The organism is Oceanobacillus chungangensis, assembly GCF_003369565.1.
Taxonomy (GTDB): Bacteria; Bacillota; Bacilli; order Bacillales; family Amphibacillaceae; genus Oceanobacillus; species Oceanobacillus chungangensis.
Window position 1 is genome coordinate 26,823 of the sequence record NZ_PIOD01000029.1, and the last position, 26,585, is coordinate 53,407.

26 protein-coding genes are annotated in these 26,585 nt (G+C 37.0%); 15 read left to right on the top strand and 11 right to left on the bottom strand.

The genetic code is table 11. The annotated features are described in order from the left end of the window. Nucleotides 1-146: 146 nt before the first annotated feature. Complete coding sequence (locus CWR45_RS18760; RefSeq protein WP_115751375.1) at nt 147-1,565, bottom strand: S1C family serine protease; 1,419 nt, start codon at nt 1,563-1,565, stop codon at nt 147-149. A gap of 440 nt (nt 1,566-2,005) precedes the next feature. Between CWR45_RS18760 and CWR45_RS18765 the strand changes: the two genes are divergently transcribed. From CWR45_RS18765 to typA, 3 genes are all read left to right on the top strand, one after another. Further along, nucleotides 2,006-2,686 carry a response regulator transcription factor gene (locus tag CWR45_RS18765; RefSeq protein WP_115751376.1) on the top strand — a complete coding sequence of 227 codons (681 nt, stop codon included), beginning with the start codon at nt 2,006-2,008 and terminating at the stop codon, nt 2,684-2,686. Between the two features lie 3 nt (nt 2,687-2,689). Beyond that, complete coding sequence (locus CWR45_RS18770; protein ID WP_115751377.1) at nt 2,690-4,015, top strand: sensor histidine kinase; 1,326 nt, start codon at nt 2,690-2,692, stop codon at nt 4,013-4,015. Nucleotides 4,016-4,148: 133 nt separating this feature from the next. Beyond that, a complete protein-coding gene (gene typA / locus CWR45_RS18775; protein ID WP_115751378.1) occupies nt 4,149-5,972 on the top strand; it encodes a translational GTPase TypA in 1,824 nt (607 codons plus the stop codon). A 177-nt stretch (nt 5,973-6,149) separates the two neighbouring features. Here the strand turns inward: typA and CWR45_RS18780 are convergent, their stop codons facing one another. After that, entirely contained in the window at nt 6,150-6,632 is a 483-nt protein-coding gene (locus CWR45_RS18780) for an SRPBCC family protein (protein WP_115751379.1), read from the bottom strand. Nucleotides 6,633-6,865: 233 nt separating this feature from the next. On the opposite strand from CWR45_RS18780, the gene treP reads away from it, so the two are divergent. From treP to CWR45_RS18800, 4 genes are all read left to right on the top strand, one after another. After that, nucleotides 6,866-8,797: a PTS system trehalose-specific EIIBC component gene (gene treP / locus CWR45_RS18785; RefSeq protein WP_245975474.1), complete on the top strand. Its 1,932-nt coding sequence runs from the start codon at nt 6,866-6,868 to the stop codon at nt 8,795-8,797. A gap of 421 nt (nt 8,798-9,218) precedes the next feature. After that, nucleotides 9,219-10,883: an alpha,alpha-phosphotrehalase gene (gene treC, locus CWR45_RS18790; RefSeq protein ID WP_115751380.1), complete on the top strand. Its 1,665-nt coding sequence runs from the start codon at nt 9,219-9,221 to the stop codon at nt 10,881-10,883. 12 nt (nt 10,884-10,895) lie between these two features. Next, nucleotides 10,896-11,624, top strand: coding sequence for a trehalose operon repressor (gene treR, locus CWR45_RS18795; RefSeq protein ID WP_115751381.1), 729 nt, complete (start codon nt 10,896-10,898; stop codon nt 11,622-11,624). A gap of 56 nt (nt 11,625-11,680) precedes the next feature. Continuing rightward, the gene (locus tag CWR45_RS18800; protein ID WP_115751382.1) at nt 11,681-11,959 is read left to right on the top strand and encodes a YkvA family protein; all 279 of its coding nucleotides are present in this window, start codon (nt 11,681-11,683) and stop codon (nt 11,957-11,959) included. Nucleotides 11,960-11,969: 10 nt separating this feature from the next. On the opposite strand, the gene CWR45_RS18805 is transcribed toward CWR45_RS18800, so the two are convergent. From CWR45_RS18805 to CWR45_RS20360, 5 genes are all read right to left on the bottom strand, one after another. Then, nucleotides 11,970-12,830, bottom strand: a complete 861-nt coding sequence (locus CWR45_RS18805) for a dimethylarginine dimethylaminohydrolase family protein (protein WP_115751383.1) — start codon at nt 12,828-12,830, stop codon at nt 11,970-11,972. Between the two features lie 24 nt (nt 12,831-12,854). Next, a complete protein-coding gene (locus CWR45_RS18810; RefSeq protein WP_115751384.1) occupies nt 12,855-13,037 on the bottom strand; it encodes a hypothetical protein in 183 nt (60 codons plus the stop codon). Between the two features lie 464 nt (nt 13,038-13,501). Continuing rightward, entirely contained in the window at nt 13,502-14,458 is a 957-nt protein-coding gene (locus CWR45_RS18815) for an ABC transporter permease (protein ID WP_115751385.1), read from the bottom strand. After that, nucleotides 14,451-15,374: an ABC transporter ATP-binding protein gene (locus tag CWR45_RS18820; RefSeq protein ID WP_115751386.1), complete on the bottom strand. Its 924-nt coding sequence runs from the start codon at nt 15,372-15,374 to the stop codon at nt 14,451-14,453. Before CWR45_RS18820 ends, CWR45_RS18815 begins: the two co-directional genes overlap by 8 nt. A 249-nt stretch (nt 15,375-15,623) precedes the next feature. Beyond that, nucleotides 15,624-15,758 (bottom strand): PIN domain-containing protein, encoded by a 135-nt coding sequence (locus CWR45_RS20360; protein WP_147294849.1) that lies wholly within the window; start codon nt 15,756-15,758, stop codon nt 15,624-15,626. 285 nt (nt 15,759-16,043) lie between these two features. On the opposite strand from CWR45_RS20360, the gene CWR45_RS18825 reads away from it, so the two are divergent. Next, a complete protein-coding gene (locus CWR45_RS18825; RefSeq protein ID WP_115751387.1) occupies nt 16,044-17,204 on the top strand; it encodes a CapA family protein in 1,161 nt (386 codons plus the stop codon). Nucleotides 17,205-17,236: 32 nt separating this feature from the next. Here CWR45_RS18825 and CWR45_RS18830 read toward each other — a convergent pair whose 3' ends face one another. The 3 genes from CWR45_RS18830 to CWR45_RS18840 all read right to left on the bottom strand — a co-directional run bounded on the left by CWR45_RS18830 (nt 17,237) and on the right by CWR45_RS18840 (nt 20,399). Next, nucleotides 17,237-17,929, bottom strand: a complete 693-nt coding sequence (locus CWR45_RS18830; RefSeq protein ID WP_115751388.1) for a DUF1129 family protein — start codon at nt 17,927-17,929, stop codon at nt 17,237-17,239. 27 nt (nt 17,930-17,956) lie between these two features. After that, entirely contained in the window at nt 17,957-19,672 is a 1,716-nt protein-coding gene (locus tag CWR45_RS18835; protein ID WP_115751389.1) for a M56 family metallopeptidase, read from the bottom strand. Nucleotides 19,673-20,054: 382 nt separating this feature from the next. Beyond that, the gene (locus CWR45_RS18840) at nt 20,055-20,399 is read right to left on the bottom strand and encodes a PadR family transcriptional regulator (protein ID WP_115751425.1); all 345 of its coding nucleotides are present in this window, start codon (nt 20,397-20,399) and stop codon (nt 20,055-20,057) included. A gap of 219 nt (nt 20,400-20,618) precedes the next feature. On the opposite strand from CWR45_RS18840, the gene CWR45_RS18845 reads away from it, so the two are divergent. The 7 genes from CWR45_RS18845 (at nt 20,619) to CWR45_RS18875 (ending at nt 25,574) form a co-directional block, all read left to right on the top strand. After that, complete coding sequence (locus CWR45_RS18845) at nt 20,619-20,939, top strand: thioredoxin family protein (protein ID WP_115751390.1); 321 nt, start codon at nt 20,619-20,621, stop codon at nt 20,937-20,939. 210 nt (nt 20,940-21,149) lie between these two features. Next, on the top strand, nt 21,150-21,713 hold the full coding sequence (locus CWR45_RS18850; RefSeq protein WP_115751426.1) for a GNAT family N-acetyltransferase: 564 nt from the start codon (nt 21,150-21,152) through the stop codon (nt 21,711-21,713). Between the two features lie 24 nt (nt 21,714-21,737). Further along, entirely contained in the window at nt 21,738-22,430 is a 693-nt protein-coding gene (locus CWR45_RS18855) for a response regulator transcription factor (protein WP_115751391.1), read from the top strand. After that, complete coding sequence (locus tag CWR45_RS18860) at nt 22,427-23,788, top strand: HAMP domain-containing sensor histidine kinase (protein WP_115751392.1); 1,362 nt, start codon at nt 22,427-22,429, stop codon at nt 23,786-23,788. Before CWR45_RS18855 ends, CWR45_RS18860 begins: the two co-directional genes overlap by 4 nt. Before the next feature lie 29 nt (nt 23,789-23,817). Beyond that, nucleotides 23,818-24,426 carry a PepSY domain-containing protein gene (locus CWR45_RS18865; RefSeq protein ID WP_115751393.1) on the top strand — a complete coding sequence of 203 codons (609 nt, stop codon included), beginning with the start codon at nt 23,818-23,820 and terminating at the stop codon, nt 24,424-24,426. Nucleotides 24,427-24,553: 127 nt separating this feature from the next. Beyond that, nucleotides 24,554-24,853 carry a PepSY domain-containing protein gene (locus CWR45_RS18870; protein WP_115751394.1) on the top strand — a complete coding sequence of 100 codons (300 nt, stop codon included), beginning with the start codon at nt 24,554-24,556 and terminating at the stop codon, nt 24,851-24,853. Nucleotides 24,854-24,968: 115 nt separating this feature from the next. Beyond that, complete coding sequence (locus CWR45_RS18875; protein WP_115751395.1) at nt 24,969-25,574, top strand: PepSY domain-containing protein; 606 nt, start codon at nt 24,969-24,971, stop codon at nt 25,572-25,574. A gap of 166 nt (nt 25,575-25,740) precedes the next feature. Here CWR45_RS18875 and CWR45_RS18880 read toward each other — a convergent pair whose 3' ends face one another. Then, on the bottom strand, nt 25,741-26,418 hold the full coding sequence (locus tag CWR45_RS18880; protein WP_115751396.1) for a DUF421 domain-containing protein: 678 nt from the start codon (nt 26,416-26,418) through the stop codon (nt 25,741-25,743). Nucleotides 26,419-26,585: the final 167 nt, after the last annotated feature.

The window sequence follows — 26,585 nt, forward strand, 5'->3', positions numbered from 1 at the left end:
AAATGCTCAAAGTTAGTATACTATTGCAAAATACAAAAAAGAAGGGGAGAAATACCCCTTCTTTTCGTATAATAGGAAAGTTATTATGGACAGTGTATGATAAGCACTGTGGACGCAGCACGCGTCGTCCACGATATTGCTTCTGTCTATGCAGCTTCTTGTTGCACCGCTTCCTGTAGTACTAAAGTAGTGTTTTGGATTTTTCCATTCCGAATATATTCAATATCAATGGAATCCCCAATGCTTGTTTCTGTATACAAGTATTTCCGTAATTCCAGAATGCTTGTAACCTCTTGTCCATTGATTTTTGTTATAACATCAAATTGTTGCAGACCTGCTTCATCTGCAGGGGAGCCGGTTTGAACATTTGCAATAACCATTCCACCTTCAACATTTTCAGGTAAGCTGATTTCATAACGATATTGTGGCGGGACTTGAGATAGAGATGCTGTCGCAATTCCGATTTGTGGTCTTGCTACTTCACTATTTGTTTCAAGTTGTTCAATAATAGGCAGTGCGCTATCAATAGGAATTGCAAATCCAATTCCTTCCACTGCGCTCTCAGCAATCTTCATGGAGTTAATCCCTATTACTTCACCATTACTGTTTACTAAGGCACCACCACTATTACCAGGGTTAATTGCAGCATCTGTTTGTAATACCTCAGTCACCCAGTCAGGCTGGCTGTCACCATTTGTATCTACTGAAACGGAACGGTTTAATCCACTAATAATCCCTTTCGTTACTGAGTTAGCAAAATCTATTCCAAGTGGGTTTCCAATTGCTAGTACTGTTTCTCCGACTTTTAAATCATCTGATGAGCCAATATTTGCGACCGTATCAATCGTTGCCCCATCAACTTCTAGAACTGCTAAGTCGGTTAATGAATCTCCACCTAATACTTTGGCATCAAGTTTTTCATCATCATTCAGTACGACTTCAACTTGTTGTGCGCCATCGACGACATGGTGGTTCGTAACAATGTATGCTTTTCCGTTTTCTTTCTTGTAGATAATCCCTGACCCTGTACCTGCTTCTTCACTTTCAGTCCAAATACTTTGTTGCTGCATATTGGAGACACCAACAACGGCATTCGAAACTTCTTCAATATTGGTTGACACGTCTGCATCCTCAGAAGCGAGCGTTTCAACCACTTCTGGACTGCCATCATTTTCAGCTGATTGATTACTGTCATTGCCGTTACCATTAGGAATAATATTATTCGTAAATAATAGGACAATGATGATTGCTGAAATTAGGCCACCGACAACACCGCCAAATAAAGCGCTGACCCAAGTCTTCTTCTCTTTTGTTTTTTTGTTTGCAGTTGGTTGAATCGGTTCCTGGTAGCTTACATCTTCCTTTGGAATCTCGCTTGATGACTCATCTTCAATCCATTGTTGATTAGACTGGAGTTGATCTGTTTCTGTAGGTTCACTCCAATTATCCTGATTGTTTTCATGATATCCCGAATCAACAGGTGGATTGTTCCTTGCTTCACTCTCACGAATATCTTCCAGTGGTCTTTGTGATTGAGAATCTTTATTATTGTTATTATTCTCCATGTTTATCACCCTTTAATAATTATTATTTTATATGATTAAGACTCATTTCGTACAGTTTACTGCTTATAATACAAACTGCGAACTAGGCGCATTGTTGATTTCCGCTCCGGACAGTCGCTTTCCGTGAGCAACACTTCAGCTCCTTCGGAAGAAGACTCACCAGCCCCCCGCGGAAAGCGAAGTGTATTTTCGGAGCGATCGGCCAGAGAGCAATTGTTCACCTAACTTAAATCACAGTACACCAATCGTTCATCACAATAATAGCAGCAATCTTTTAGAAAATAGCTATTTCTAATGTATAATTTTATTATATACATGTACGTAGGGAAAGATTTGGAAATAATGTGGAATAAATGTGTAAATATACGAAATCATGTAATTTTGCGCTAATCTATGTAAAAATGGAATTAAAATATCGATATTGAAAAGGTGACATTGACATGAATTATCATATTGGAATAGTTGAAGATGATTTAAATATCCAGAATATCGTATCTGCTTATTTAAAGAAAGAAGGCTATGAGATTACGACTATGGACTCAGCGGAAAAGGGCTGGGAACTTTGGGAAAATGATCCACCAGATATGTGGATTCTAGACATTATGCTGCCAGGTATGGATGGTTATGAATTTTGTAAGAAAATACGTAATGAAAGTAATGTACCAATTATCATCATTTCGGCAAAGGATGAAGAAATTGATAAAATTATTGGTCTTGAGCTTGGTGGGGATGATTATTTAACAAAGCCGTTTAGTCCGAGAGAACTAATGGCGAGGGTAAAACGGTTGTTTAAACGTTCACAAATAGAGCCAGCACGGGCCGTTCAAGATAGACTCAAGGTTGATCACCTCCTAATATACCGCAATGATCGTCGGATCTTCTGGAATGGAAAAGAATACGAAGTGACAACGAAGGAGTTTGATATGCTTTTATTACTAGCTGAAAATGCGAATCGGGCATTTTCCCGTGATGAGTTATTGGTAAAAATCTGGGGGAATGACTATTTTGGCAGTGATCGTGCAGTCGATGATTTAGTGAAGCGAATTCGTAAAAAACTCGACGATGTTCCAATTGAAACTGTATGGGGCTATGGCTATCGATTGCGAAAAGAAGAGGAATAATCGATGAAACTTCAATCACAATTAACGGTGGCATTTACAGCATTATTACTAGTTATTATGGCAGTTGCCTGGTATGTCATCTATTCTTTAATTCTGGATTTACTCATTCAGGATGAACAAAGGCAGCTTAAAAAAACAGGAGAGTTGCTCGTTAATGTTTTAAATGAACAATACGGAACAACGGATGTGCAGCAGTTTAATGAGATTTTACAGGATCAGAACTTACAAATGTTTATGTATGACCGAAAGCATGACCAGGTATTGTTATCAACAATGTCCAATCAAGTTGCAAAAGGATTTTTTAAAAACAATGACTTCTCAGATACAAAGAAAACCCAATGGCAATATGGAAATGAACGGTTTGTAACATCAAGAATCATTTTCCTTCCAGAGGAATCAGGATTAGAACTGATATTACTCACCCCTCTCAGTGATTTACGAATTGTGCAGCAGAGCTTCTTTACGCGGATATTCTTTATCTTTATTATTGGCGCGCTTGCAGCGGTACTCATTAGTTATTATTTAACGAGAAAACTGGTGACCCCACTCAGTAAGCTGAAACGGCAATTAAAGAAGATCGAAAAGCGGCAATTTGATATCGAACATATTAAGGCTACAGGAGAAATTAAAGAGGTTGCAGATAGTGTTTACGAAATGGCAAATGAACTTCAGCGTTATATGAATACACAGCAAACCTTTTTCCAAAATGCAAGTCATGAATTAAAAACACCGCTTATGACAATTCAGGGATATGCAGAAGGGATTAAGGATGGGATATTTACAGAGAAGGAAGCGGAAAAAGGGTTAGAAGTAATGGTTTCTGAAGTCAATCGCCTGAAGGTTATAATTAATGAAATGATTTTATTAGCGAAATTAGATAGTGAACCATCTGTTTATGAACCCGTGAAAATTGATGTCTCAGCTTTGATTAATCAAGTAGTAGACCGTGCAATTCCGTTCGTAAATGAAAAGGGAATCACACTTCGCCATGAAGTACAGACTAATATTACTCTATTTGCAGATGAGGAAAAATTGTTAAGGGCACTGTTAAATATTGTATTTAACGGGATTCGTCATGCCGAGTCACAGATTGAAATTAATGTGTTGAAGAAAGGTCGGCGAATCATTATAACAATCGCTGATGATGGGGAAGGAATATCTAAGGAAGTTGCTTCGAATATTTTTCACCGGTTTGTAAAAGGTAAGAATGGGGAAACAGGTTTAGGTCTAGCAATTGCACGAGCGATTATTGAACAATCAAATGGGAAAATTACAGTAGGAAGATCTAAACTTGGCGGTGCTGAGTTTGAAATTAATCTTCCGGAATAAAATAGCGAGTAATACTTTTTAAAAGTAAAGAATTAATTTTATTAAAAATAAGTAAAAAATTCTACTACAAAGGGCATTATGTGGTATAATGTTCTAGTTTGATTCATTCGGAATTATAGAGGAGCGTACTTTTATGCAATTAAGAGAAGATATTCGAAATATCGCGATTATTGCCCACGTTGACCACGGTAAAACAACACTCGTTGATCAACTATTAAAATATTCAGGGACATTTCGCGAAAATGAACAAGTTGACGACCGTATGATGGACTCAGGAGATATAGAACGTGAACGTGGAATTACAATTTTAGCAAAAAACACTGCAGTTAAATATAAAGAAAAAACAATCAATATTTTAGATACACCAGGACACGCCGATTTTGGTGGTGAAGTGGAACGGATTATGAAAATGGTTGATGGTGTAGTATTAGTTGTCGATTCTTATGAAGGAACAATGCCACAAACACGATTTGTTTTGAAAAAGGCATTGGAACAAAAACTAACACCAATTGTTGTTGTAAATAAGATTGACCGTCCGAATGCAAGACCAGCAGAAGTAATTGATGAAGTACTTGATTTATTCATCGAGCTTGGTGCAGATGATGAGCAATTGGAATTCCCTGTTGTTTATGCATCCGCATTGAATGGTACATCTGGACTTGAGGCGGAAGATCAACAGCAATCAATGGATCCGATTTTCGAAACGGTAATAGAACATATTCCTGCACCAGTGGATAATAGTGATGAACCATTGCAATTCCAAATTACTCTACTTGATTATAATGATTATGTTGGACGTATTGGTGTAGGTCGAGTTGTTCGTGGTAAAATCCATGTTGGCCAACAAGTTGTAGTAATGAAAGAGGATGGCACAAATAAAGCTTTCCGCGTAACGAAATTATTCGGATTTATAGGCTTAAAACGTACGGAAATCCAGGAAGCAAGTGCTGGAGAAATTGTAGCAGTAGCAGGTATGGAAGACATTAATATTGGTGAAACCATTGCACCACAAAGCAATCCAGAAGCATTGCCATGGTTGCACATTGATGAGCCAACTTTACAAATGACTTTCGTTGTGAACAATAGCCCATTCGCTGGCCGTGAAGGTAAATATATTACATCACGTAAAATTGAAGAACGCTTAATGAAACAATTGGAAACAGACGTAAGCTTACGTGTAGATCCAACTGAATCTCCAGATGCTTGGATTGTATCTGGTCGTGGTGAACTTCACTTGTCTATTTTAATTGAGAATATGCGCCGTGAAGGTTTTGAATTACAGCTTTCTAAACCACAGGTTATTATTAAAGAGATTGATGGCCAAAAATGTGAACCTATGGAGCGTGTACAAATCGACCTTCCTGAAGAATATACAGGAGCGATTATGGAATCTCTTGGTGAACGTAAAGGTGAAATGCTTGATATGGTTAACCATGGTAATGGACAAGTACGCCTTGAGTTCAAGGTTCCTTCACGTGGCTTACTAGGTTATGCAACTGAATTCATGACACAAACTCATGGTTATGGTATCTTAAACCACACATTTGAAGCTTATGAACCAGTAATTAAAGGGAATGTCGGCGGAAGACGTGAAGGTGTGTTAGTTGCATTGGAAAATGGTAAATCAACGATGTATGGTACGATGCAGTTAGAAGATCGTGGTGTTATTTTCATCGAACCAGGTACAGAAGTTTATTCTGGCATGATTGTCGGTGAACATAGTCGGGAAAATGACCTTACAGTAAACATTACAAAAGAAAAGCATTTGACCAATACCCGTTCAGCAAACAAAGACCAAACTTCTAGCATCAAGAAACCTCGTAAGATGTCTCTTGAAGAAGCATTAGAATATTTGGATGAAGATGAATACTGTGAAGTAACACCAGAGTCAATTCGTCTGCGCAAGAAAATTTTAAACAAGAGCGAACGCGAAAAAGCAGCAAGACATAAATCATAACAACCATAAGATTAGCCCCCAACCATGCGATGACATTTGTTGGGGGTTGTTTTTGTTGTTATTATCATGTAGCGCATATAAGGGGCGTGCAGGGAAAAGCTATGAGGACGGAGCAAGAAGTAATGCGATGCCCAATCACTGAAACAATTCCTTCACAAAAATATAAAAGCATCTAAATTAATTAGATAATTCTTTTAGTAGCTCTTGATATTGTGGCAGCCGCTCCTGCCAATATGATTTGCGATCTTCAAATATTTTCCCGTCGAGTAGTGTTTCAATTACATCTAGGCACACATGCCATCCAGTTAAATCTTTTGGTGTATGATCCGTAATTTCATGTAAATATTCGATAAAAACAAGCTTACAACCCTGATTATTTCCCTCTAATTCGAACCGAACTGAATTTTTAGGTGGCCATGAAAAAGCGAATACCTTATTAGGCTCAAGCTCTGTTATTTCAATCTTCTCATAGCTTCCGTCTCCAAAATTAAAGTGAATTTCACCCTCATTTTCTAATAATTTAATTTCTAATTCGGGGAACCATTGCTGTAATTTTTCGTTCTCTGTTAAATAGGACCAAACCTCAGCAACACTATGAATAATGTCGCGTTTGTAAATAGCAGCAGGTACTCCATTAATATTTTCAATCTTAGCAGTCAAAAAAATACCTCCTTTTTCATCAGTTAATTTCTAATAATAAGTTTAACTGATATATATTTGGGTTTCAATCAAATCCAATGTGGTTAAAAATTACTATGATTAGGGAATACTTAACTGAATCTTACATCATTATGTAAGCCGTTGCAGAATTTGTATATACAAGTTATAATACAGTTATAACCTGTATATACAAGTTAAAATATATAATATTTTTTATAGAGGAGGTATTTCCATTGGTTAAGCATAAAACAATAGCTAATGAGGAAGCAGTTGTTGCACCTTTAAATGGACAAGTAATACGTCTTGAAGATGTGCCAGATCCAACGTTTGCGCAAAAAATGATTGGGGATGGGATAGCAATTAAGCCTGTAGATGGTATAGTTGTTGCACCAATAGATGGGGAAATTGTGCAGCTATTCCCCACAAAACATGCGATTGGCTTGCAAGGGGAATCCGGATTAGAAATATTAATTCATATCGGATTGGAAACGGTCGCTTTAGGTGGGGAAGGGTTTGAAGCACATGTTAAGCAAGGCGATCAAGTAAAAGCTGGCGATCCGCTAATAACCTTTGATTTGGATTTTATAAAGGAAAAAGCAGCTAGTCATATAACGCCAATCGTTATTACAAATAGTAACGATTTTGAGATATATCATACGACAGATGAAAAAGAAGTTGTAGCAGGTAAAACAGCATTATTAGAAGTAAGAGTAAATGATAAAGAAACGACTAGTAGCAAGACAACTACTAAAGCTACAGACAGACCACAGTATAGTGCAGAAGCAGAAGATATTGTCGCAGCTGTCGGTGGTCTCGATAATATTGACGCAGCAACTCATTGTGTAACACGACTGCGCTTCGCATTAGCGGATGAGGATAAAGTTGATAAGAATGCGTTAGAAAATATGGGAATTGTAAAAGGAACTTTCTCAGCTAATGGTCAGTATCAAGTTGTTATTGGTCAAGGCACAGTAGATAAGGTTTATAATGCAATGGTAAGTGAAGCAGGCGTTTCAGAGGCTACGAAAGAAGATGTTAAAGCGGCAGGCGGCAAAAAGCAAAATGCTTTGCAACGGGCGATTAAAACATTAGCAGATATTTTTATTCCAATTTTACCTGCGATTGTAACAGCGGGACTATTACTTGGACTCAATAATATTTTAGTTAATCCAATCTTCTCTGAGCAATCGATCATTGAGATGTATCCATCATGGGCTGGAGTAGCCGACATGATAAATATTATCGCAAGTACTGCGTTTACTTTCTTACCGGCATTAATTGGTTGGTCTGCTGTTCGGCAATTTGGTGGGAATCCGTTACTCGGTATTGTGCTCGGCTTAATTCTAGTACATCCTGCTTTAATGCCTGCAAGTGATTTTGCCCAAGCGGTAATCGCAGGAGATGCACCTACATGGAATGTATTTGGATTTGATGTGAATATGATGGGCTATCAAGGACAGGTTCTTCCAGTTTTAGTTGCTGCATGGGTATTAGCTAAAATAGAGATTTGGCTGAAGAAGCGTGTGCTTGACTCCTTACAATTATTAGTAGTTGCACCTATTGCTTTATTAGTCACTGGATTCTTGTCATTTATATTAATTGGACCAGTTACATTTACAATTGGGAACTGGATTACAGAAGGAATTGTTACTATCTTTGATTTTGCACCAATTATTGGTGGGTTAGTTTACGGGGCATTCTATGCGCCATTAGTAATTACAGGAATGCATCATACATTCCTAGCAGTAGACTTCCAGCTTATAGCTAGCACAGGATCAACTTTATTATGGCCGGTTGTTGCGCTCTCGAATATTGCGCAAGGTTCAGCAGTATTTGCAATGTTTTTAGCTGCTAAAGATGAGAAATTAAAAGGTTTAGCGGGTACTTCAGGTGTTTCTGCATGGCTAGGTGTTACGGAACCTGCAATGTTCGGAGTAAACTTAAGATATAAATATCCGTTTTATGCAGCAATTATTGGAACTGCAATTGCTGGAGCATTCATTTCTGTCCAGCAAGTATTAGCATCATCTGTTGGTGTTGGAGGTATCCCTGCTTTCTTATCAATCCAGCAAAGCAGTTGGATAGCGTTCTTCATTGGTATGGCAATCGTTATCGTTGTGCCATTCGTAATTACGTTTATCATCGCAAAAAGAAAGCTAAAATAGTACCAGTGATTTAACAAAGGGCTCACTGACCAGCCGCTCCGAAAATACACTTCGCTTTCCGCGGGCGGCTGGTGAGCCTCCTTGTGCTGACGCACTTCGAAGTCTCACCGAGGCCTATCCTTCCGCAGGAGTCTCCGTGTATTTTCTACGCTAGGGATGTGCGATGTGCGAGTAAAAATATTTTTCTATCCCTAATTAGATGGAACCGCATTTTCCTCTCTCATGGATGTTGATTGGAGTGGAGGACAGGAGACTCCTACCGGAAAAGCAACGGCTGAAGATCTTCCAAAGGAGCAGACCGCGTTGCCCTAGGGCGTGCGACTGTCCACAGCGGAAATCAACTTTGCGCCTAGTTCGCAGATTATATAAATAAAAACCAATAAAAATGAATCATTTTTCAAAAGATGTTAGGAGCGATAGTATGAGTGAACAATGGTGGAAAAAATCAGTAGTATATCAAATCTATCCGAAAAGTTTCCAGGATACGACAGGAAATGGGACAGGAGATATCCAAGGAATTATTAATCGATTGGATTACCTGAAAAAATTAGGTGTAGATGTTATTTGGCTAACACCAATTTACCAATCCCCACAAAATGACAATGGCTATGATATTAGTGATTATTATGCTATTGAGCCTTCGTATGGAACAATGGATGATTTTGAGGAATTACTTGAGCAGACACATCAGCGTGGAATGAAGCTGATAATGGACCTAGTTATCAATCATACTTCAACAGAGCATGAATGGTTTAAGCAAGCAGCATCATCAAAAGCGAATGAGTTCCGTGATTTTTATATTTGGAAGGATCCGTCTGCTGATTCAGGTGGGGAACCGAATAACTGGCAATCGAAGTTTGGTGGAAATGCATGGCAATACAATGAGAAATCAGGGCAATATTATTTACATCTTTTTGACAAGACACAGGCGGATTTAAATTGGGAAAATGAAGCACTTAGAGAAAAATTATATGAAATGATTCGTTTTTGGGCGGAGAAAGGAATCGATGGCTTCCGACTAGATGTCATCAATCTAATCTCAAAAAATCAAGAATTTCCTAATGACGATATAGGCGATGGACGTAGATTCTATACAGATGGACCTCGTATTCATGAATTTTTGCATGAAATGAATCAGGCTGCATTGAAGGATTATGACATGTTAACAGTAGGAGAGATGTCGTCAACAACACTGGATAACTGTGTGCTTTATACTAGACCTGAACGTGAAGAGCTTTCGATGACATTTCAATTTCATCATTTAAAGGTTGATTATCCAAATGGTGAAAAGTGGACAAAAGCGCCATTTGATTTTATAGAATTAAAGAAAATTCTTTCTGATTGGCAAGTAGGAATGCATGAAGGGGATGGTTGGAATGCACTATTCTGGTGTAATCATGATCAGCCACGTGCCATCTCTCGTTTTGGTGATGATGGAAAATATCACCTTGAATCAGGAAAAATGCTTGCGACTACCTTGCATCTTATGAAGGGGACTCCTTATATTTATCAAGGAGAAGAAATCGGCATGACCAATCCCGGTTTTACCTCCATTTCTGACTATCGTGATGTAGAGTCTTTAAACGCCCATCAGGCGCTTTTAGCTGCAGGAAAATCGGAGCAGGAGATAGTAGAAATTCTCCAGCAAAAATCCCGAGATAACGGAAGAACGCCGATGCAGTGGTCAGCCGCAGAGAATGCAGGGTTTACAACTGGTAAACCGTGGATAAATACTGCAAGAAATTATCCGAAGATCAATGCGGAAAGTTCGGTAGAGGATCCGAATTCGATTTTCTATCATTATCAACAATTAATCGCGCTGCGTAAGAAATATGATATTATTACGTATGGGGACTATCAATTATTACTAGCAGATGACTCAAGAATATTTGCATTTACACGAAATTGGCAGGATGAAAAACTAGTTGTTGTTAGTAACTTTTACAGTGAAGAAGCGACTGTACAACTGCCTGTTGGAAGTCTAGAAAATGCCGAAATATTATTATCAAACTATCCTGATTCTGATATGCTAGGAGAACAGCTCACATTAAGAGCGTATGAATCAATTGTGTATTATGTAAAATAATGAGGGGTAGATATGCAGAAGAAGTATTTAACAATTTATCATGATTTATTAAATAAAATTCTTTTAAAATCATGGCAAGAGACTGAGATGCTTCCATCAGAAAATGAATTAAGTGTTACCTATGCGACATCAAGAGAAACTATTCGCAAGGCACTTAATCTACTTGCTCAAAATGGCTATATTCAAAAAGTACGCGGAAAGGGATCGGTTATTATTAATCGTGATAAATTCTCCTTTCCCGTATCTGGAATCGTTAGTTTTAAAGAAATTACCGAAAAGTTAGATTTCTCTAGTAAAACCTATGTGGAAAACTTTGGGAGATTAGTGTCTGGTAATCCATATCAAGAAATCCTTAACGTAGATAAGCATGACCAAGTATGGCATGTGGATCGCGTTCGAGAAATATCTGGGGAGAAAATCATACTGGATAAGGATTATTTTAATGAAAGCTACATTCCATTACCTACTAAGGAAATTTGTGAGCATTCCATTTATGAATATATCGAGACAGAGCTTGAACTTGTAATTGGTTTTGCTCAAAAGGAAATAATCGTAGAAGAACCAACTGCAGAGGATCGTGAATTATTGGATTTAGAGGGATTTTCTAATATTGTTGTGATAAAAAGTCTTGTTTATTTAGAGGATACACGCTTATTCCAGTATGGTGAGTCGCGACATCGGCCAGATAAATTCCGCTTTGTAGATTTTGCAAGAAGAGTGAAGAATGGAACACCACTTTAATTCATAAAGTGGTGTTCTCTAACTTTCCCCATAAAAATTATAAAGAAGGTGTAACGATGAGACGTTTTACCTCAAGAATAGGGTTTCTATTCAAATTTCACAAATCAATTCCATTTATGAAGGATTTCTTTCTATCGAAGGAAATTAATTATGCAAAGAAATTACTATTTATATTCTTAATCTTAGGCTATATCGTGCTTCCTTTTGATATCATTCCAGATTTCTTACTCGGCATTGGGATCGCTGACGATGTAACGCTTGCAATTTTAATCATGCAATTAATGGTAAAGATTGCGCCAGATTCATTAAAAAGAAAACATAAAATTCTTAAATGATGTGAAAAAATTATCCTCTAACAAGTGGTAAAGTACAACAGCGGAAGGAACCACCAGATTTAATAATCTCGGAAAAGTCTATTTCAATCATTTGATATCCTGATTGCGCCAATACTTGATTCAACCGTTTATTTTCCGGCAAGCTGACTATTTTCTTATCACCAATGGAAAGGACATTTGGCCCCATTTTGAACTGTTCTTCTTCAGTAACCTCTATTAATTGATACGTCTTATTCAAATACTCATACACATCAGAATCAATGGCAGGTCGATAGATTAATGCGGTATCCTTGCTAATAATATTAAATACACAGTCAAGATGGAGGATATCCTCCCTAAGTTGAATAGGTGTTATATTATAGTCTGGAAGCAATTGCTGTAAAGCAGTTACTGCAGAAGGGGAAGTCCGGCCGCTTATGCCGACCCAAATATTCTTGTTGTCAACTACAACGTCGCCACCCTCAATGTTGCCGTTATCAATGGTTTGATAGGGAATTTCCATGCTCTCCAGCCAATTTTTCAAGACGGCAATTTCCGCTTTTCGCATCCCTTCCTTCATTGATGACACAAAGAAGGTACCTCCAATCGTAAATCCGATATCACGAGAAAACACCTGTTCATTTAGTTCTTCTTTCGCATCTAGCTGAATAACTGCCGCTCCATTGGTCTTCAATGTATTAATAAATTTTTCATGTTGCTTTACTGCTATTTCTGTATCGATATTATTCGTAAGATAGTGCTGCTGTGTGTTGTTTATGGCTTCTTCTATTTTCATATGCTGAGGAGATACGGTGATGACTTGCTTCAATCGATCGTATTCACTAGTACAGCTAACTGTTGGTACGTTTTCATTTGAAGTCATGTTCTTCATTGAAGATTCCCCCAATTCGTATGATCATCTTTGCCTTTTTTCTTCTGTTTCCTCTGGAATGTATTTCGTATAGTTTAAAGCGAATATTAAGAGAATGACAGCCAATGCCCAGCCGACAATGCCGCTCCAAACCTTATCAAGCATTAGACCAGCTAAAACACATATTCCGCTTAATACAATATATATGATTGTTAAATAACGCTTCAAATTGAACACTCCTAAAATTGGTGAAAATAATACTCTTTGAGTAGGTTGTGATTTAGATAAACTGCGAACTAGGCGCAATGTTGATTTCCGCTGTGGACAGTCGCACGCCATAGGGCAACGCGGTCTGCTCCATCGGAAGAAAACCACTTCCGATGGATTTTCAGCCGTTCCTATTCCCGCAGAAGTCTCCTGTCCTCCGCTACAATCAACGGCGATGGTAGAGGGATTGCCCTCTCGTCTTATATTATAGAAAGAAAGATTATTCTCGGAGCGAACAGCCCGTGAGGAATTCCTATCTAAAGTTAGTCCACAGTCTACATCATCAGAAAATTTCATAAAACATTTATATAAACATCAATCTGCTAACTCAATTATATTATATCAAAAGAATAGTTAGCGCATATAGAATTTAAAAAATATTATAAAATAAAGAGCTAGCGGATATTTACCCGCTAGCTCTTACCTCAGTTACCTGCAACGTCGCGTTTATTAAAGAAGAACCAGGATAATAATTGGAAGATAATAAAGTACACGATTAATACTATTATCGAGAATCCTAGTGAAGTTCCTTCAACCCATGGTTCTCCACCACTCGCATACTGACTTAAATCTGTATTGGCAAATAAAATATATTTGGCCCAAGGTTTTTCCATGAAAATAGAAACAATTGTATTACCAGCCATCATTAGGAAAATAGCAGTTCCAATTGCGAGTGAGCTATTACGGAAAACAGTGGATATCATGAAGGCAAAGGTTGTCATCATGATTAGGTTCACCATGCCATAACCGTATTCTGACAGTATATGTGATATGGCACTTACATCAGCGAATCCTGCGCCTTGTTCAATAACAATCGGCGGATTCATTCCTTCTAGTCCGAAGAATAATGCACCAACGATTAAAGAAAAGATCAGCACAAATAATAAAGTAAACAAAGCAAAAATCAGTACAGATACATATTTTGATGCAAGTATTTTTGTTCGGGTAATCGGTCTGATTAGTAATAGTTTAATCGTGCCCCAGCGAAATTCATTTGCTACAATCCCAGCAGCAATGATGATTGTAAGCAAACTGACAATGGAGAGCAATCCAGCGTTTTCTAAGACGTATTGCCATGCACCGTACTGAGGCTGAATATCATTTTCTATGTGATAGTTATTCTTCTCAATTTCAGAAGTGTTTATTTCCAGAATAAAATCATCTGACTCATATTCTGCGATTTCTTGCTCTAATGCTGCATTCTCTTCTTGTAATACTTCACGCCAATTGTCATTCTCGTACTTATCTAAGTCCTCAAAGGAATTTGTAAGAATGGCTCCACCAATAATTAATGCGGCTAAAATACCGTACATAGCCCATGTTGATTTACGGATATAAATTTTATTTAGTTCATTATATACAAGCTGAAAAAAATTACTCAATTGTATTCTCCCCAATCAAATCAAAGAATTTGTCTTCTAACGTTGCTTTAGAAACACCGACCTGATAAACTGCAATCTCGTGTTTTACAAAGGTCTTAATCACATTTGGAATTATTTCTTTTTCACTTTGGAAAATAAGCTGGTTGCCCTCTTGAACAACATCGATTTCATAATTTGTCTTTAATAAATCGATTGCCTGATTTATTGGTGTTGCCTCGAGTGTTACTTGTGTGAGATTAATGTTATCTGGTGTCGTATCGTTTACAAGCTGTGTGGCTATTAGTTCACCATTTTTAATAATCCCAATCCGGTCACACATGAGTTCAATTTCAGATAAAAGATGACTTGAGATAATAACTGCAACGTTTTCCTCTGTGGCTAGCTTGCGGATATAATGTCTAATTTCTCTAATTCCAGCTGGATCTAATCCATTTGTCGGTTCATCAAGGATTAAAATCGAGGGCTTATGTAAAAGTGCTTGTGCAATCCCAAGACGCTGCCGCATTCCTAATGAATATTTCCCGGCTTTTTGGTTAATTACTTTCTCCAATCCGACAACTGCGATTACTTCATTGATGCGCTCTTTGTCAATCCCGGGTATCATCCTAGCAAAATGCAACAAATTTTGCCGACCGGTCATAAAGGGATACATTTCTGGATTTTCTACAATTGCACCAACTTCTCGTATTGCTTTTTTAAAGTTTTGCTTGATACTGTTCCCAAGTATTCGGACATCACCATCGGTAATGCTCATTAAGCCAACCATCATCCGTATTGTTGTCGTTTTTCCAGCACCATTCGGTCCGATGAAGCCAAATACTTCGCCGCGGTTAATTGTAAAGGATAACCCTTTAATAATTTCCTTTTTGCCAATTGTCTTTTTGAGGTCAATCAATTCCATTGCAACTTCTGTCATTATTCATACCTCCATTATTCTTTCTATACCTTCTTACGGGTGAGGACTGGAAAAGTTTCAATAAAATAAAAAAACAGATAACAGAATATATTTGGTAGTTAAGAAAGTATATATTATTTCTTACTACATAGGTGGGGCATATAGGATGTAGGTCAGTTCGGTGTTGCGACAATGGTCTTTTGTGGGACGAGTAGCCGCAGTCCCATGACATCGGGTTTTCAACCGAACTTCCCCAAAGCCTATCTCCTATTAGTGGTACCATTTCTTTTCTTTTACTAATCCTTGTAAAATTCGTTTACCTTCTTCTGTTAAATACGCATTTTTATCGTTTAAAAGATGCTTCGCTAATTCAGACGTCATTTTCGTATCTTTATCATTCGCCATACATAACACTCCCCTCCTTATCAAGTTATTCGATTTTCATAGATTAGGAATGGACAAGTGGACTATGGAGAACGTGGAATTTAGAATCTGCTAAGATACGACGCAAATTTCTCTTTAAAATGAATTCCTTTGCTTGTTTTTTGTAGGAGTAAGGACTGATTGATAGTTCTACAAAACTAATTTGATCTTAAGTGATACCCTATTACACGGAAAAATGTAAAAAATTTGAAGATTAAAACCCTGTTAAATGGTATAATAGCATCAAATTTAAAGAGGAGAAAAATGATGGATAAATTGAAATTTGGTCGATTGATTCTCGTTATTATTCTATTTTCAATAGTTTCAGCATGTAGCAAACCTAGTGAAATAATTCCTTTTGGTAATTTGAGTTTTAAGGAAGTATCTCTCATGGAAAAAGAACAGCCGATTATAACAAAAGAAATTAGCCTCTCTGCCATTGGCGATCTGTTGATTCATAGTCCGGTATATTTAGATGCGATGGTTGATGGGGGATATGATTTTATGCCGATGCTCGAACAAGTTGCTCCTTACTTAGAACGTTCTACTGTTGCAATCGCAAATCAGGAAACGATGATAGGTGGAGAGAAATTTGGTTTATCAACATATCCTTCCTTTAATAGTCCATATGAGGTTGGGGATGCGTTGAAAAATATAGGAGTAGATGTTGTTTCCATCGCTAATAATCATACATTGGATCGTGGAGAAGCTGTAATTCAGAGCGCAATCAGCCATTGGGAAACGATAGATATGATGTACACAGGAGCGTACAAAAACGAGATAGATAGGGAAAATCTACGAGTCTATGAAACACCAGAAGGGATTTCTATTGCATTTTTATCTTATACATATGGAACGAATGGCATTCCAGTTCCAGATGGCAAGGATTATTTAGTGAATCTTATTGATCAGGAATTGATTGCTAGTGAAATTGCGAAAGCGAAGGAGGAAGCAGATGTTATTGCTCTCAGCCTTCATTTCGGTAATGAATATGAAAGACTGCCAAATGAAGCGCAAAAGGAGCTCATTCAATTTGCAGCTGATCAGGGAGTTCATATTGTAATTGGGCATCATCCACATGTATTACAGCCAGTAGAATGGGTGACAGGTAAGGATGGAAATAAGACATTCGCAGCGTATTCACTCGGTAATTTTCTATCAAATCAGCAGGAATTGTATCAGCGGATAGGTGGAGTATTAACGGTAAAGATTATGAAGACAATACAAGGGGAGAAGGATACAATTGAGGTTCATTCTCCAGAATTCCTGCCAACCTATGTGAAGTTTCGACCAGAGTTGAAGGAGTATCGGGTAGTTCCAATGTATAAATTAACAAATCAGGATTTGGCAGATGCATCGGCTCAGTATGAGGAAATTCAGGCACATATGGCACAGTGGGTGCCTGAGCTTAAGTTTGTGGAAGAGTAAAATGCAGCCCCTCATACATAGGGGCTGCACTTTTAAGCAGTTATTCGATACATTTTATTTAGAATAAAGGATATTAAATATAAGACAGCTCCAATCACAGCAAATGTCAGTATCGGAAGACTTATTGTTGTACCGAATCCAGGAGTAATGATTGGTATAAGTATAAAAACTCCAATAAATACCATACTGATAATCCAAACCTGTAGAAATTCTACCCATGGTTTTGTTTTCTTCTTTTTGAAAGATGTTTGTTTCATCCATTTCATAATTATTTTGATGAATAAGTAAAGCGAGATTAAATAACCAAGTATGATAATGACCCCTGAACCTAACTGAAAGGTTATGAAATTGGAACCTAAATCAAAAAAGTAATTTAGTCCAAAACTGATAATACCATGACAGAGACTGATAATAGCCAGAAATTGGATAACAATAAAACTGAGCAGCTTTGCTGTGTCTTTTGTCTGTTCACTGGGAATTTCTTCGATCACTTCATCACAGTATGCTTTTAAATCATCGCCAAATACATCCTTTGCGGTCTTACCTTCTGTCTGGGCATGAAGCAGATGTTCAAGCAGCTCTAATAACACTTCTTCAGTCTGTTGCTCAGATTTATTAGCATTTAAACGGATATAGATAAGCATATCTTCATAATAAGCTAAGTTTTCCTCATGTAACATCTTTCTTTTATCGTTGTTTAACTGAACAATGTCCTTGGGATTCACTGTTAATGACCTCCTTTATAAATGATGCTACTTTGTAAATGATTCTTTAAATCGATCGGCCAACCAACGCTTCCAAATTCGACTGCCCCATTGATTACGATCACTTCTTAATGTATGTACTCGCCAATAGATTGGAGGATGGGCCATAAATTGAAACTCTAATAGTCGATAAAACCACGGTGAGCGCTCTAAGGATGATTTAATCTCTTTTTGATTTCTTATTTCCAGACTGTATTGTTGTGCTTTTCTCAATGCTTCATCCTGACGAGTAGCAAGCGTGGCTAGACTGTCGGCCATTTGCCGTTTACCTCCATCAAGAAATGCAGCACCTAAATGATCTGCCCTTACTTCCATTAGCTGTAAATAAAATGATTGTACAAGGGGAAAAAGGAGCATAAGTGTCCAAATAATAAAAAATAATGGTGTAGAATAATCTTCTATATTCTCTATCTGTTCTAACACAAATAAAAGTGAGAAGACGACAACGAGCATTAGAAAGGCACGACATAGTTGTCCCCACATAACATCACGTTTCTTTACATGTACTGCTTCATGAGCTAAAATTCCTTCAATTGCTTCAATCGGTAATGTTAATGTAGCTGAGGTTAAAGTTACCATCGATTTGCCGATATTCATTCCTGTCGCCATCCCGTTATACTGTGCAGAATCTGTCTCATAAACGTTTACATTTGGAATTCCAGCACGAACGAATATTTTTTCAGCTGCAGAAATGACATCAGGATTCTTAGTAGGCTTTGCATCCATTGCAACCTTTAACACACGATCGGATACATACATATTAAAGAGCCAATAAATGATTGCAAAACTAACCATTAGCCAAACCGGTGCTTTGATAATATATAAGAGCAATAGAATACTTGTATATGCCGAAACCCCTTTGACTGTAATCGCGAAATAAAACTTGCCGAGAAGTCGCTTTATATTCTTCTTATGATAGAGAGGCAGAATAGTAACCTTTTCTTCTATTGCATCCGCTATTTGGGATTCTGGCTCTACTTCTGCTTTCAATGTTTCTGTTTCTTTAATTGTTAGATAGACAGTTTCACCAGGCATTTGCAATCGCAGTACTTTATCAAAGCTAGTCGTAAAATCAGTATTCGTTGTAAATAAAGTAAGATAAGGGTGCAGTTTTAATAGATCTACTCCAGTTTCGATTGTTATCTTCTCAATATCCTCAAGCGGGTATATTCTTGAATCTAAGCGAGACAGAATATACAAGCTTTCTAGTTCTTTTGATAAATATATTCTTGTTGTATTGTACGTTATGATTCGCTTGATCATTTCTGTAATGGCAGTGAGCATACCAAAAACGATGACATAATTTAAGAGACTATATTCCGGTCCATAAATTAAAAATAGGGTTGCACCAGCAAATACAAGGATGGAAATCGCTAAATCTCCGAATATTCGCTTGTTATTTCGCACAATCTGTATTTCTTCTATAGCAGTTTGCTCGTTAATTTCCGCTTTTATCTCCCCAAATTTTCCATAATCAGCTAATAATAAATGCATCGATAAGTATCCAGCTGACATAAAAGAAATATAGATAAATCCGTCAGAATAACCATTTTGATAAAAGATAAAGCTGCTAAATAGAAGTGCTAACGTAATTTCACTGACATATCCTAGTTTTGTATTCCACTTTCTTAGTAAGTAAGAGATTACATAAATAATACAGCCATATAAGAGATGAACAATTGTTTCTAATAAATCGGGAAGCATAGATACACCTGCCAGTCTAATTATTTTCTTGCAAATTTATGGGGTAATTCAGACCTTTTTGACCTTCTAAGATTCATATAAGTTTGTTTTGAATTTTCTTTTTTACGAATAACGATTTTGTTCAACCATTGCCTAGAAAATAAGTAAATATAGAATGAAAACGTCGAAAATGGTAATCGTAAACACAGTCACAGCATAGAATGCTGGCGTTTCTATAACGAGAATATTGCACATGGTTATTTGCTGTCCGTCCCGTTTCCTGAGGCTATACTTCTTATAAATCGGTCGAATTTTAAATTTGAATAAACAAAACCATGACTACATAGCTTAATCGGTATTCTACATATAGCAGACAAATTTTAGGATTGATATTATAATCGAATCATTTATTTTTATTGTAATGAACTCCTTTTTCAATAATTTTATCTACTGGTTGTTTAAGTAATTCCCATTGATGAATGAATTCGGTGAGTTGTATTTCTCCCTCAGTTGTGAGTTGATAATATTTCCGTTTTGGACCTGTATCTGATTTCTTCATTTCTCCAATGATCAATTTTTCTTTTTGTAGTCTAAGTAATATCGGATAAATGGACCCTTCACTAACATCGGATAATCCAAATTCTTGGAGTTTCATCGAAACCTCGTAGCCATAGGTTGGTTGCATCTTAATAATCGATAAAATGCATCCTTCTAAAATTCCTTTTAATAGTTGGCTTCGTTGTGAAATTTTCACTCACCTACCTTGTATAACAATATAGTGAACCTTTAGATAGCTACCTTGCGATGCAAAGTAGCTTATTTAGAGTATATAACCTTTAAAAGAGAAAATGCAAGGATTATTATTATATTTTCCAAAAATTTAGTTGAAAAATATATTTAAAGCAAAGAATAGGACAAGTTAGGGGGAGTTATATACAATGGAATAAAAGAAAGGAAGTGACCATGAGTGGAAAAAATCAATACAATCGAAATGTTTGAAGAAAAAATTCAAAGTGAGAATCCAATTATCGTAAAGTTTTATGCGGATTGGTGCACAGACTGTAAGGTACTTGATATGTTTATTGGTGACGTTAAAAGCGAATTCAGTCAATATCAATGGTATGAAGTAAATAGTGATGAGCTAAACGGGGTAGCTGAGAGCTACGATGTGATGGGGATACCGAGTATATTAATTTTCCAAAATGGAGAGAAGCTTGCACATCAGCATAGTGCTTACACAAAATCACCGGGAGAAGTATCAGCATTTCTTCATCAACAGCTAGGCTAATTAGTAAAACGATCATTCATATCATATGGTGATCGTTTTTTTGGGCAAGAAAAAGCTGAAATACTTGAAAAACGGCTGATATAGTACTTTAATTGGTTGATATCAATATATTCGAAATTCGAGGTGTGACAGGCACCTATTCGTATTTTTTCGTATACATTAGTATAATAGTATAAACTATCGGGAAGTAAGGGGAAGAGACAGCACATGATAAATCCGATATTAATTGATTTACCACAAGATTTTAATACGGAACGTCTTTTTATTCGAATGGCAATGCCTGGTGATGGGAATGTTGTATATGACGCGATGAATGCAAGTAGGAAGGACTTGAATAAATGGTTGGAGTTCGCTTTATATGAACAGTCTCTGGATCAGGTGGAACAGATGGTGAGGGAGGCACATATTCATTTCTTACAACGGATCGAATTACGCTTCCACATTTTTCATAAAAAGACGGGTGACTTTATTGGCTCGACAAGTCTTCATCATATTAACTGGAATGTACCGGCATTTGAAATTGGGTACTGGATTGATAGCAGAAAAAGCGGTAATGGCTACATGCTAGAAGCCGTTGAGGGATTAACCTTTTATGCCTTCTATGCGCTGCACGCAAATCGAGTTGAAATTCAATGTGATTCGAAAAATGTAAAGAGCAGGGCCATTCCAGAACGTTTAGGATATACGCTTGAGGGAACTCTCCGAAATGCTTCGGTATCTATCGATAGGGAGGAACTACGTGATTCTTGTATTTATGCGAAGATTAGAGAGTAATTAGTAAATAGGCAGGTGAGGAATATGGGACGCCCAAAAATATTAATAGTAGAAGATGAGCGGAAAATAAGTCGAGTACTGGAAATCGAACTGGATTATGAAAACTATGAAACAGAAGTTGCAGATAATGGCAATGACGCAGTCCGTTTAATTGGAGAAAAGGAATGGGATTTGGTATTGCTTGATATTATGATTCCGGAATTGAGTGGCTTAGAAGTGCTTCGCAGGGTAAGGCGAACGGATGAACATACTCCGGTAATTTTATTAACGGCAAGAGATGAAATTCATGATAAAGTAAGCGGTCTTGATTTAGGTGCGAATGATTATATTACGAAGCCATTCCAGATTGAAGAGCTCTTAGCGCGAGTCCGTGTGCATTTACGAAAACCTCAAGGGAAGAAAGAAACTGCTGATATGCTAACTATAGGGGAATTAAGTGTAAATGTAAGTAGTCGTGAAATTGTAAGGGACGAGAAGCAAATAGAACTTACACCACGTGAATTCGATTTACTTGTCTACCTGCTGGAAAATAAAAATATCGTCTTGACTAGGGATCAGTTAATCGAACAAGTATGGGGATTCGATTATTACGGTGATACTAATGTGGTTGATGTTTATATCCGTTATCTGCGTCAAAAGATTGATAAAGGATTTGAATCACCTTATATCCAAACTATACGTGGTGTCGGCTATACAATAAAGGAACTTGATAAATGAAGCTAAAGACTAAGATTCAGCTTTTTTCTAGTTTATTGATGCTCATTTTAATCTTGCTCGTGAATATCGCCATTTACTATCTATTTTATCAAATGACTGCTGATAGCGAATTAGAGCAATTATCAGAACAAACAAATACTCTCTTCACAACATTGGCGGATAATCCAGAAATCAGTGAAGTGGAAGCGGAAAATCTGTTAAGGGCTTATTTACCCGCAGATGGAATCATTCGTGTAATTGATAAGAATGGTAATCCAATCCATCAGCTGATGAAATTAGGGGAGTATGAGACATTACCTTGGGGATATACGACTACAGAATCGCGGGAACTTCTTCCTCAGGATAATGCACCAGATATTGCAATAGTGACGAAGCCAATTATATGGACTAATGGGGAGCATGCAGGGGAAATTGTGACAGTACAGGTTGCAAATCATTTAATTCCACTTCATGAAACGATGCAAACATTATTTTATGTCCTGTCAATCTTATTTGTCATTATGCTTATTCCAATTTTAATTGCGGGAAATGTTTTAAGTAAATTTCTTCTGCTCCCGATAAAACAATTAATCGAAACAATGAAGGAAAACACGAAGCAGGCAAAATGGAAGAAAATTAATGTTGAGAACCGCTCGAAGGACGAATTATATGAGATGGAAATGACCTTTAATGAAATGATTGATTATTTAAAGGACAACTATGAGAAACAGGAGATGTTCGTTTCCAATGCATCCCATGAATTAAAAACGCCCATTCAAATTGTGAAGAGCTATGGACAATTACTTGCACGGCGAGGGCGCGATAATCCAGAGCTTTTTCAAGAAGCAGTTGATGCGATCGATTCAGAGGCCGACCGGATGCAAAAACTGATTGAACAGATGCTGTCATTAGCAAAGAATACGCAAGTAGCACCCAGGGAGAAGATTGACCTCACGTCTCTTGTTGCGGACACTGTTTCAACGTTTCAAGGTGCATATAAAAGGCAATTTCATTTTATTCAAGAAGTAGGTACTGTTTTTGTGAATGGATCTCGCGATCAATTGGAGCAGGTTCTGTATATTCTCATTGAAAATGCGTTGAAATATAGTAAAGAGAAAATAGAAATTAAGCTTTCAGAACAAAATAATCTAGCTACATTTTCGGTTCGCGATTATGGACAAGGAATACCAGAAACAGAGCAATCGCGGATTTTTGAACGATTTTATCGTGTTGATAAGGCAAGAAACAGGGATACAGGTGGGACTGGACTCGGTTTAGCAATCGCTAAGACTATCACAGATCAGCACCATGGAACATTATCTGTGAAAAGTATACCTGGTGAGGGATCGACTTTTTCACTAGCATTACCAGTTGATTGACGTAATAAAAGTTTGAAGCGGGTGATAAAATGGCAAAGAAATTAGGTATCATCGTGGCAAGCATCGTCGTAATTATAATTGTGGGAATTAGTATTTTTCTTTGGAGCGGCTCTGCTAAAGAACCAAAGCTTTCAGTAGCAGAGATTCGGCGATTGGTGGAGAGTCAATACCCTGGAACGATATCGGAACCGGTATTAGTAGCAGGTGAGAATGGGACAGTATATGACGTTACTTCCAATAATGGTGACAAGTCCTATAAAATTAGAATGGATGGCAATACTGGTGAGGTGCTATCCATCAATATGCAAGACAACTCCAGAAAAATAGCACAGAAGGGTAAAACAGTGGAAAAAGAGAAGGATGCTAATAAAAAAGAGGAACAACCGGATCAACCAGGAAATAATGGGACCCAACAGAGAGCTACTAGCGATGCGGTAATTGATCTAGAACAAGCTAAAGAAATTGCGTTAAAGCAATTTACTGGTACATTTGAAAAGATAGAGCTTGAAAAAGATAACGATCGTTTAAGCTATGAAATCGAAATGAAAAATGAAACAGCAGAAGCAGAAATTCTAATCGATGCCTATACTGGAGATGTAATTTTGCTGGATATTGAATCAGCGGATGATGAAGATTAAATCGTAAGCTATTAGAGAAATCTAGTAGCTTATTTTTTTATTCTCATCAAATTCTAATCTTACTCACATCGTCTTTTCATTCATGATGGATATGATGTAAGTAACAAGAAAACGAGGGGGAAAAGAGATGAAAAAGACAATTGGTTTCGTTATTGCTACATTTATTTGCATCGGATTATTCGTATTTGGTCCGTCGCAAACAAGTGCTTCAATAGCTAATCCAGAAAACGGAGAAAAAATAAGTCTATTAGAAGCAGAACACATTGCATTACAGGAATTTACAGGCATCGTGAAACAGCATCAACTTACATGGGTCGATAATTGCCAAACATACGAAGTTGAGATTACAAATCGGAATCAAGAGGCAAAAATTGAAGTGGACGCATTTACAGGGGAAATTATAAACTTAGACATCACCCAGAATTAAGGACCATGTTTAAAGGGAAATACAAAGATTCTCATCAATTTCTAACTTTCTTCACATGATCCTTTCATTCATGATAGCTATGATGTAAGTAACAAGAATACAAGGAGGAAATAATATGAAAAAGAAAATAGGCGTAACTATTGGAGCGATGGCAGTTGCCGGATTAGTCGGATTAGGGTTTTCACAAAATGTAGTTGTAAATGCTGACCCAGTGATTACAGTAAATGAAATTAAAGAAAAAGTGACAACCCAATATCCAGGAACAATTACGGAACTGGAACTAGATGAAAAATCAAATAAGCCGATTTACGAGGTGGAAATTAAAAATGACAATAGGGAATACGAATTAGAGATTGATGGAAATACTGGTGAAGTTCTAGCTCTTGATGAAAAGGAAACAAAAAATGATAACATAAAAACAGATGAAGACAGGCAAACAAAGAGTGAAAGTAAAGCAACAGATGATGACAAAGATTCTGTTACCCAAAAAACAGTTGAACAAAAATCAACTAACAAAGCTGTAATTGGTGATAAAAAAGCGAGAAGCATTGCTGCTAATCAATTTTCAGGTACAATCGTCGAGCTTGACCTTGATGAAGACGATGGACGATTAATTTATGAAATTGAAATGGAAAATGGGGATAGCGATGCAGAAATAGAAATCGATGCATACACTGGAAAAATTCTAGTTGTTGATATTGATCACGGTGATGATGACTAAACAATGGAAATAGAAGCTAATCCACTTGGATTAGCTTCTATTTATATGACGGCTTTATCTCATTGTTATAAAACAGCTTCATTCTGTCCGATGAGGCTGTTTCAATAGCATATTCTTCGAAAAAATCCTAGTAGAGAAATATATTATCATTCCTCTTTAGAATTTCCTACCTATCTACCCCTCTAACAACAAACCCATGCGTTTTAGACCATTCAGCATAATAAATCTTGCTTAAGTCTTTATACCCCTTTTCATATAATTGTGCTCGCAGCCATTCCTCATCTTTTCCGATATATTCTAGTGTCTTGTCCTCAATTCTCCCTTCATCAACCAATAAGTAGGATAATGAGGTTTCTTCGGGTTTAATGGATAGCATTTCGGCAGTAACAGGTGATGATAATTCATTTTTCATAACACTTAATTGGCCGCTTGGTTCTAAGACTGCATACTTTACTTCTTTTAAAGAAAATATCCCTTGTTGACGGAGCATTGTTCGAAGCTGTTCGGATTCTAGTTTATTCTTTTTAAGCTTCTTAATATCGAGTTCACCATCTGAGACTATAATTGATGGTTCTCCTTTCAATACGGGGCGCATTTTTTCAATCTTCCTCACTATCATTTCAATAATAAAGATTAGAATCGCCCATAATGCTATTGCGTAAAGTATATCCCACACACTCACCAAATCATCATAAACCGATTCTTCAAGCAGGCCACCAAGAACTAATAGATATACAAGATCAAACGGTGTTATTTGTGAAAGTTCCTTTTTCCCCAACAGTCGAACAACGAGTAATAACGCTATGAGTCCAACAATTATTTTCATTGTTATTGTAGTTTCCATGATAATCTCCACCTATATATCAATTTTATAAGCTAATTTCTTATTACCCGTAGAATTTGTTTATTAACCGCGATCCCAAATTATTACAGGACTTCAAATCAGTTTTATTTACGCAATAGCTGATTTTGCTTTCGTTTCATATGTCTTGATAAGTGATACATATATAG

Coding starts and splice junctions, on each gene's coding strand:
- CWR45_RS18860 (WP_115751392.1), top strand. CDS start 22,427: ATGAAGCTAAAGACTAAGATTCAGCTTTTTTCTAGTTTATTGATGCTC.
- CWR45_RS18870 (WP_115751394.1), top strand. CDS start 24,554: ATGAAAAAGACAATTGGTTTCGTTATTGCTACATTTATTTGCATCGGA.
- CWR45_RS18800 (WP_115751382.1), top strand. CDS start 11,681: ATGAGACGTTTTACCTCAAGAATAGGGTTTCTATTCAAATTTCACAAA.
- CWR45_RS18855 (WP_115751391.1), top strand. CDS start 21,738: ATGGGACGCCCAAAAATATTAATAGTAGAAGATGAGCGGAAAATAAGT.
- CWR45_RS18805 (WP_115751383.1), bottom strand. CDS start 12,830: ATGAAGAACATGACTTCAAATGAAAACGTACCAACAGTTAGCTGTACT.
- treC (WP_115751380.1), top strand. CDS start 9,219: ATGAGTGAACAATGGTGGAAAAAATCAGTAGTATATCAAATCTATCCG.
- CWR45_RS18835 (WP_115751389.1), bottom strand. CDS start 19,672: ATGCTTCCCGATTTATTAGAAACAATTGTTCATCTCTTATATGGCTGT.
- CWR45_RS20360 (WP_147294849.1), bottom strand. CDS start 15,758: ATGGCGAATGATAAAGATACGAAAATGACGTCTGAATTAGCGAAGCAT.
- CWR45_RS18875 (WP_115751395.1), top strand. CDS start 24,969: ATGAAAAAGAAAATAGGCGTAACTATTGGAGCGATGGCAGTTGCCGGA.
- CWR45_RS18865 (WP_115751393.1), top strand. CDS start 23,818: ATGGCAAAGAAATTAGGTATCATCGTGGCAAGCATCGTCGTAATTATA.
- treR (WP_115751381.1), top strand. CDS start 10,896: ATGCAGAAGAAGTATTTAACAATTTATCATGATTTATTAAATAAAATT.
- CWR45_RS18765 (WP_115751376.1), top strand. CDS start 2,006: ATGAATTATCATATTGGAATAGTTGAAGATGATTTAAATATCCAGAAT.
- CWR45_RS18825 (WP_115751387.1), top strand. CDS start 16,044: ATGGATAAATTGAAATTTGGTCGATTGATTCTCGTTATTATTCTATTT.
- CWR45_RS18770 (WP_115751377.1), top strand. CDS start 2,690: ATGAAACTTCAATCACAATTAACGGTGGCATTTACAGCATTATTACTA.
- typA (WP_115751378.1), top strand. CDS start 4,149: ATGCAATTAAGAGAAGATATTCGAAATATCGCGATTATTGCCCACGTT.
- CWR45_RS18760 (WP_115751375.1), bottom strand. CDS start 1,565: ATGGAGAATAATAACAATAATAAAGATTCTCAATCACAAAGACCACTG.
- CWR45_RS18880 (WP_115751396.1), bottom strand. CDS start 26,418: ATGGAAACTACAATAACAATGAAAATAATTGTTGGACTCATAGCGTTA.
- CWR45_RS18820 (WP_115751386.1), bottom strand. CDS start 15,374: ATGACAGAAGTTGCAATGGAATTGATTGACCTCAAAAAGACAATTGGC.